Source organism: Myroides odoratimimus (assembly GCF_030326305.1).
GTDB lineage: Bacteria > Bacteroidota > Bacteroidia > Flavobacteriales > Flavobacteriaceae > Flavobacterium > Flavobacterium odoratimimum_A.
This window is the reverse complement of the sequence record NZ_JACAKB010000013.1, coordinates 81,117-88,433: the sequence shown is the minus strand read 5'-3', so window position 1 is coordinate 88,433 and position 7,317 is coordinate 81,117. Positions and strand designations below refer to the sequence as shown.

Below are 7,317 nucleotides of genomic sequence, written 5' to 3'. Positions count from 1 at the left end.
GTCGGTTAACACTTCCTGCTGTAATGGCGTGTTCGGGACTTACACCCTAGAGTTATCACCCATGCTGGGCACACATAAAAAAACCCCAAGAGCGACAATCTTGGGGTTTTCTAACAAAAATAAACTAACAACTCAATAAACAACAAATACTTGAAGTACTGTATGATTACATTGAATCACATACATAACCTGCGACAACAAATAGTTATGTAATATTTTAAATTACCTTAATAGGCTATATTCAAATCTTGGGTATCCACGTTCTCCTTTTTCGTTCATAAAGCTCAATACACGCATCTTATAATAGTTGCCTTTTGAATCTTTAATTACGTAAAAGATATTAGTGAATAATTTTTTATCATTCGCTACATCTCTCCACGTACCACCTATAGTACGCAAGTCTAAAGACAGTGCTCCTTTATCTACATCAGCTAAAGAGAAATTCTTATACATTGTTTTATCTTTCTCAGGTATTGTAACTTTATAAGCAGTAACACCAGCATATCTGTTATTCACAATAAAATCAGAATAACCATAAGAACCTTTAGGATCTCCGTTTTGATCAACCGTATTTGTAAATACAGTGAAGTTTAAATCCCACTTTTGTTTAGTCGGTTCAACATTAACAATCTTATTAGTGTCAAAACTAAAGAAAACAAAGTTATAAGCTAAGTTCTTTTCTATATAAACCTCCCTATGCGTACTATCGTTTAAATCTGCATATTGTAATAGATACCCTTGCTCTTTTCTTAAGATTCTAATCTTTTTCCACCCTCTACTATCACCTGTCACATTTACAGAACCCGCAGCCACATTAGTAGTACCAGGCTTAAAACCTAAATTTACTAAATAAACTTTATTTTCATCAGCATTAAGCTTAATTTCCTTTATTGCAGTAGCATTTAAATCCCCTATAGGAGCATCAATATAAGCTACATTCGCTGGATCAAATGTCCCAATCTGTACTTGAGTTTTTAGGCTCGTTACATCACTTTCTCTCACCTTATCAATATCTATACTTGATAAAGCACTTGTAGCCATATATATCGAACCATTTAACTTTACTCTAAATTCTTTATCAGAATAAAAAGCTAAATCCCAAGAATCACGTTGCACTGGATACATTGCTTTTCCCCCTAAATCTACATATACTTGTTTTGGTTGACTAGGTCCACCAATAGCAGGCATTAAAAGTCCTCCTATCGCAGTATCAAAACTAACCACCATTACATTATATCCTTGTATCTTAGGTTCTTTAACTGAATAATTAACCTTTATGATATCAAATTGAACTGTTTTGTCAGATCGATCATAAGGATAGATTAGATTATTGAATACAAAATTTACTTTTCGATCACCTTTAGCAAAAGGAATAGTTAACACACCAGCTTTAGCGCTTGGAATGGTGTTGTAATCTATATCATATCTAGCATTTACTTCAGAAACCCTCATTTCTATACTACCCGGTTCAGCTGCAGGTTCTGAAAAAACCACACTAAGTTCTTTTTTATCTATAATCTCTCCGTAACTAATTGATTGTTCTTCATAAGCTACAATAAAATCTCTTGTGTCATTATTACCATTCTTAGAATCCTTTTCACATGAAATCATCATAAAAAAAGATACAATAAATATGCTAATATGTAATAAACGTCTCATCATCATTAAAAACCTAATTTATATTGTAATTTCACAAAGAAACTTCTTCCATACCCTAACGGTTGTGAAGGAGAAGAAGAGCTATGTGCAGTACCAGAACTAGTAGTTGATGTTAAATCTTTAACGTCAAATATATTTCTCACTCCTAATGTAGCAAATAACATATTCTTAAAGAAAGGCTGGCGCACACTGAAATCCATCCAAGAATAACTTTCTTGTTTTCCTTTTATATAATACTCCCCAAAAAGATCTGACTCCATCTTATAACGATACTCTTCTCCATTAAATTTATAGTATAAAGAAAACATCGTTCCTGTAGTTGGCAACTTATAACTAACATTAGCTGTCACTTCAGGAGTATATAAGAACTTATCCGTATCACTAGGCGCACCATATATCTGCTGGGCGGCTCCTGAATAGGTAAAACCAAGACCTACATCTAATGTTTTCCAACGCAATTGATTCAAGAATGTTACCCCTATATTTCTATAACGATTAACATTGTGATACTTATATTTAAGACCTGATGGATCAACAATCTGTATAACATCAATTTTATCTTGTACATTCAAAAAACGTCCAGTCAAACTACTACTAAATTCAATATCATCACTAAACTCAGCTGTTTTTTTTATATTCAGAAAGAACGTCTTCCCTTTCTCAGGGTTCAAATTTGGATTACCTTGTAAGTCATGATTCACATCTACAAAATATGTATACAACTCTTCATAATTAGGCAAACGAGGCGACGTCCCAACAGTCGCACGAATTTCATAATCATTTGGTAATACATATTTAAGCATTAAACTCATAGCATGTTGACTATCAAAAGTATTTGATGTCATTAAGCGATATCCAGGACGAATCATGAAGTTAGACAAAACATCAATCTCTGATGACGCATAAAAATCATAACTTCCTAAAGATTTACTTTGAGGAGATTCACCTAACGATTCACTCATTAATGAATATCCCTTGCTATTAGCTACTTCATATCCAACTTGGAATCGAGCTCTCTCCCATTTAATAAAATCACTAAAAGTTCCTCTAGAAAAGAAAACCTCTCTACTCTCGCTTTTGTAGGAATTTCTATCAAACTTCTCATCATACTTTATTCTATATCTATAGAAATCAATCTCCCTTTCCTGTTTTTGATAAGTAAATGACAAATCGAAACGAAAAAGATTCTGAAAATTCCCTGAAGTATTTAGAACGTTAGACCATCTTTTTGTATTTGTAATACGATCTTTTGCAATAGGATCAATCGTTTCGAAAACAGGATCCTCATTTATTTCAAAAGTCTTATTGTAATCCTTCATTCTCTCATCAAAGTATTCAAACTTATAAAATACACGATAAGACTTATGATGATAGTTTAAAAGAGCCTTTACATTATTTTGATTCTTTGGTAGCCATTCATGTCCTCTCTTATCTTCATCACCATAATAAGTAAAACCTTCTCTCTTATTAAACCATCCTTTAAAATCATTATGAGTATAACTAACACTTGCATATAAATTGTCATTTATATTATGTCCTATCGTTAACCCTTGAATATGCTTTCCTTTATTCTTTAAATTATATTCATCACCAACAGTCTCTTCTTGTGTAAAGAAATTCACATTCCAATCATGAATATTATTTTTCTTAGTAATGATATTTATAATTCCTGTTACTGCATTGGCACCATAGTCAACCCCCATCGCTCCCTCTACAATTTCTACTTGTTCAATATCATCTAAGTTAATCTGAGTTAGATCGGTATTATTACCAAACCCCTCATCAGAAATCATAGGTACATTATCGATTAATATTGTAAAATACTGAGCATCTAAACCAAACATCTTCACAGTAGATCTACCTGTACCTGCATTGGGTAATATAGATATATTCATTACTTGATTTAATGCGTCAGCTAAAGTTACTGCCCCTAAATTTTCTAAACGTTGTCTATTCAGAACTGTTACATTATTAACAGCTTTATTTATAGATTGTGGACTATATTGTCCAGAGATAACAATTTCTCCAAGATTAGCATTGGGTGGCGTTATAGTATCTTGTACTTGAGCAAAAGTAAATGCTGGAATCGCACAAAAAGCACTCAGTACAAATATGGTATTACGCTTCATTTATTCGTTTTATTTTTTATTTAGATGATTTCTTGATTGCAAAGATAGAAAAATATCTTATTTAAATTCATTTTAAATAATTATTTTATAAATAAAAAAACGAAGCTATTGCTTCGTTTTCAGTATATCACAATAAACATCTGTCTACTTCTTAGGTAAAAATACCTCTGCCATCATACAGCGAGCACTTCCTCCACCACAAGCTTCAATAGTATCTAAACTACTGTGTAGGATTGGACAATGCTTTTCTATTGCTTTTATTTGATTAGCATCTAAACTATTATAAGCTTGCGTTGACATCACTAAATAACGCTGATCATCTTTTCCTTTTACTTGAAGCATATTACCAGCAAAGTTATTGACTTGTTCTTCCGTAATAGTAATCACCTCTTTTCCAGAACTTTTCAAACTATTAAGTACACTTTTTTTCTCTTGTTTATCATCGATACAATCAGCACAAATAACAGCAAAAGTTTCAGCTAAACACATCATTACATTAGTATGATAAATATGCTTTCTCTCTCCATCTACAGTCTGAAAAGCTTCAAATATAACAGGATCATTTTCAAATTCTTCACAAAACTCAATAACTAGTCCTTCATCGGCACGAGGCGATAAAGCACAATATGTTTTTTCATTAGTTCTATCAAGTAACAAACTACCTGTACCTTCTAAAAATAACTCGTCTTCTTCTGCTGAAGTATAATCCCAGATATCAGTAATTTCAAACCCTTTATCTTCTAATAAATCTAAAATATCTTCTCTTCTTTCTAATCTGCGATTCTCCGCAAACATCGGATAAAGAACAACTTCTCCACTTTCGTGAAAAGAAATCCAGTTATTTGGAAAAATACTATCAGGAGTATCCGGATCTACAGTATCTTCTACTACAATAACATCAACTCCAACAGCTCTTAGCTTTTCCACAAAGGCCTCGAACTCTTGTTGTGCTTTAGCATTAACCGTCTCAGGAGTGGTATTATCAAGAACTTTTTGGTAGTAATTGTTTACAGCCGTTTGTTCATTCATGCGAAACGCCACAGGGCGAATCATCAAAATTATATTCGTAGTTTGGTTCATATCTAATATATTAATCACGTATCAAAGGTAGTGTAGAACATCTTAATAATCCCTCTTGTTTAGCAATCTCTGCATAAGGTATTTCTTCTACAACAAAGTTATTTTCTCTTAACCAATTATTTAATCTTGTAAAATTACGTTCAGAGACAATAACTTCAGGACTAATCGAAAATACATTCGAAAACATATGATACATTTCTTCTCTTTCTATGTGAAATAAGTTGTCTTTACCGAAAATTTCTACTAATTGATAGTACTCTTTTTCATCATAAAAACCACCTTTATAAATTATCCCTTTATCATTTCCGATTGGTTGAAAACAACAATCTAAATGTAATGCATTATCACGTGGCTCAGTCTTAGACTTAACCAAATCAAAAGATAAAACTGTTTTATTTGGGAATAATTCTTTTATAAAATCAACTCCTAGTTGATTTGTTCTTGCGGTAATATAATTTTTATAATCTGGACGCTTATAGCTACCTATAAAAATATAATCATTCCAAGGCATTACATCTCCTCCTTCAAAGTGTACTTCTTCTGGAGCAGAGATTATAGATGCAGGATCAATCTGATCTAACACATACTGTATTGCATGTAATTCACGATCTCTATCTGGAAGGATATTCGCTTTAATGAATTTATCTTCAATAACAAATCCAATATCACGAGTAAAAATTTGATTGTAATCTTCTATGATTTCAGGTCTATAGACCTTAACATCATACTTCTCGAATACTTTATTAAAAGCATCCATCTCTTGAATCATATCTGATTCTACAGGGTAAGTACCTGCTTTTATATGTTCTAACGACTTAGGATCGTAAGCTTCTTCTACTGTAGGTGTGGGTCCGATACTATTAGCAGTACCTAGGACCACGGCCCGCAATCTCGAGGTTTCATTCTTAACGTTTAACTTAAGCATAAATATTGATTTTCCACAAATATAACAAAATACTCTCTACTTAATTCTTTAGAAAACAAAAAAGGCACCCTAATTAAGGGTGCCTTTTAAACATATAAAAAAATATTATTTTCTATCTTTCATAGGAACAAATGTTCTTAAAGCTTCACCAACATATAACTGTCTAGGTCTTCCGATTGGTTCTTTATTAATTCTCATTTCTTTCCACTGTGCAATCCATCCTGGCAGACGTCCAATAGCAAACATCACTGTAAACATTTCTGTAGGAATACCTAAAGCTCTGTAAATAATTCCTGAGTAGAAATCAACATTAGGATACAAATGTCTTTCTACGAAATAAGGATCTTTAAGCGCTGCTTCTTCTAATTTTTTAGCAATATCTAAAACAGGATCATCAACACCTAGTTTTCCTAATACTTCATCAGCTGCTTTTTTAATGATTCTAGCTCTTGGGTCAAAGTTTTTATAAACTCTATGTCCGAATCCCATTAGACGGAATGAGTCATCTTTATCTTTAGCTTTATTTAGATATTTCTCTACATCACCACCGTCATTTTGAATTGCTTCAAGCATTTCTAATACAGCTTGATTAGCTCCACCATGAAGTGGCCCCCACAAAGCAGAAACACCAGCAGAAACAGATGCAAACAATCCAGCATGAGAAGAACCTACCATACGTACTGTAGATGTAGAACAGTTTTGTTCATGATCAGCATGTAAAATAAATAACTTATCAATTGCATTTTTAATGATTGGATCGATTTCATAAGGTTCAGTTGGCAAAGCAAACATTAATCTTAAGAAGTTATCCACATAACTCTTAGTGTTATCGTAATAATTTAAAGGATATCCCTTAGCTTTTCTATATGTCCAAGTTGCTATTACTAAGAACTTACTCATTGTCTTACATACAGCCTCATACAATGACTTTGAACAATCAGCATCTACTACTTTTGGATTAAATGCAGTTAAAGCACTAGTCAAAGAAGCTAACACTCCCATAGGGTGTGCAGTCTTAGGAAAACCGTCAATGATATTTTTCATTTCTTCATTTACTAATGAATACTTTCTAATATCATTCTCGAATTTCTCTATTTGCTCTTGAGTTGGTAGTTCTCCGAAGATAATCAAATAAGAAACTTCTAAGAAGTTAGAATATTCTGCTAATTCTTCAATAGAATATCCTCTATATCTCAAGATTCCTTCTTCTCCATCTAAGAATGTAATTGCACTCTTGCATGCACCAGAATTTTTATAACCTGGGTCATAAGTAATAGCTCCAGTTAAAGCACGTAATTTCAACACATCAATTGCTACTTCATTCTCAGTACCAACTAATACAGGAAACTCATGTCTTTTACCGTCAACCTCTATATAAGCTGTTTTAGACATATTGTTATTATTTTATTTTTTTTACAAGTTTTACTCACTACTAGCATACATATTCTAGTAATTTTTCAGTAGGAAAGATAGGAATTATTATGCATACATACAAGTCATATTCATAAACTAATCATTAAAAAT

Annotated in this window: 5 protein-coding genes; all 5 read right to left on the bottom strand. The window is 32.4% G+C overall.

What is annotated here, in order from left to right; all coding sequences use genetic code 11:
- Positions 1-222: 222 nt before the first annotated feature.
- A complete protein-coding gene (locus tag HX049_RS11060) occupies positions 223-1,614 on the bottom strand; it encodes an HmuY family protein (RefSeq protein WP_286415831.1) in 1,392 nt (463 codons plus the stop codon).
- Positions 1,615-1,664: 50 nt separating this feature from the next.
- Positions 1,665-3,788 carry a TonB-dependent receptor plug domain-containing protein gene (locus HX049_RS11055; RefSeq protein ID WP_286415830.1) on the bottom strand — a complete coding sequence of 708 codons (2,124 nt, stop codon included), beginning with the start codon at positions 3,786-3,788 and terminating at the stop codon, positions 1,665-1,667.
- A 144-nt stretch (positions 3,789-3,932) separates the two neighbouring features.
- Positions 3,933-4,868 carry a citrulline utilization hydrolase CtlX gene (gene ctlX / locus HX049_RS11050; RefSeq protein WP_286415829.1) on the bottom strand — a complete coding sequence of 312 codons (936 nt, stop codon included), beginning with the start codon at positions 4,866-4,868 and terminating at the stop codon, positions 3,933-3,935.
- Between the two features lie 10 nt (positions 4,869-4,878).
- The gene (locus HX049_RS11045) at positions 4,879-5,793 is read right to left on the bottom strand and encodes a dimethylarginine dimethylaminohydrolase family protein (protein ID WP_286415828.1); all 915 of its coding nucleotides are present in this window, start codon (positions 5,791-5,793) and stop codon (positions 4,879-4,881) included.
- A gap of 105 nt (positions 5,794-5,898) precedes the next feature.
- On the bottom strand, positions 5,899-7,185 hold the full coding sequence (locus tag HX049_RS11040; RefSeq protein WP_006259467.1) for a citrate synthase: 1,287 nt from the start codon (positions 7,183-7,185) through the stop codon (positions 5,899-5,901).
- Between the last annotated feature and the right edge of the window lie 132 nt (positions 7,186-7,317).

Bases quoted from the DNA above. Each gene is read 5' to 3' on its own strand.
- HX049_RS11060 (WP_286415831.1), bottom strand. From the start codon at position 1,614: ATGATGATTTCATGTGAAAAGGATTCTAAGAATGGTAATAATGACACA.
- HX049_RS11055 (WP_286415830.1), bottom strand. From the start codon at position 3,788: ATGAAGCGTAATACCATATTTGTACTGAGTGCTTTTTGTGCGATTCCA.
- ctlX (WP_286415829.1), bottom strand. From the start codon at position 4,868: ATGAACCAAACTACGAATATAATTTTGATGATTCGCCCTGTGGCGTTT.
- HX049_RS11045 (WP_286415828.1), bottom strand. From the start codon at position 5,793: ATGCTTAAGTTAAACGTTAAGAATGAAACCTCGAGATTGCGGGCCGTG.
- HX049_RS11040 (WP_006259467.1), bottom strand. From the start codon at position 7,185: ATGTCTAAAACAGCTTATATAGAGGTTGACGGTAAAAGACATGAGTTT.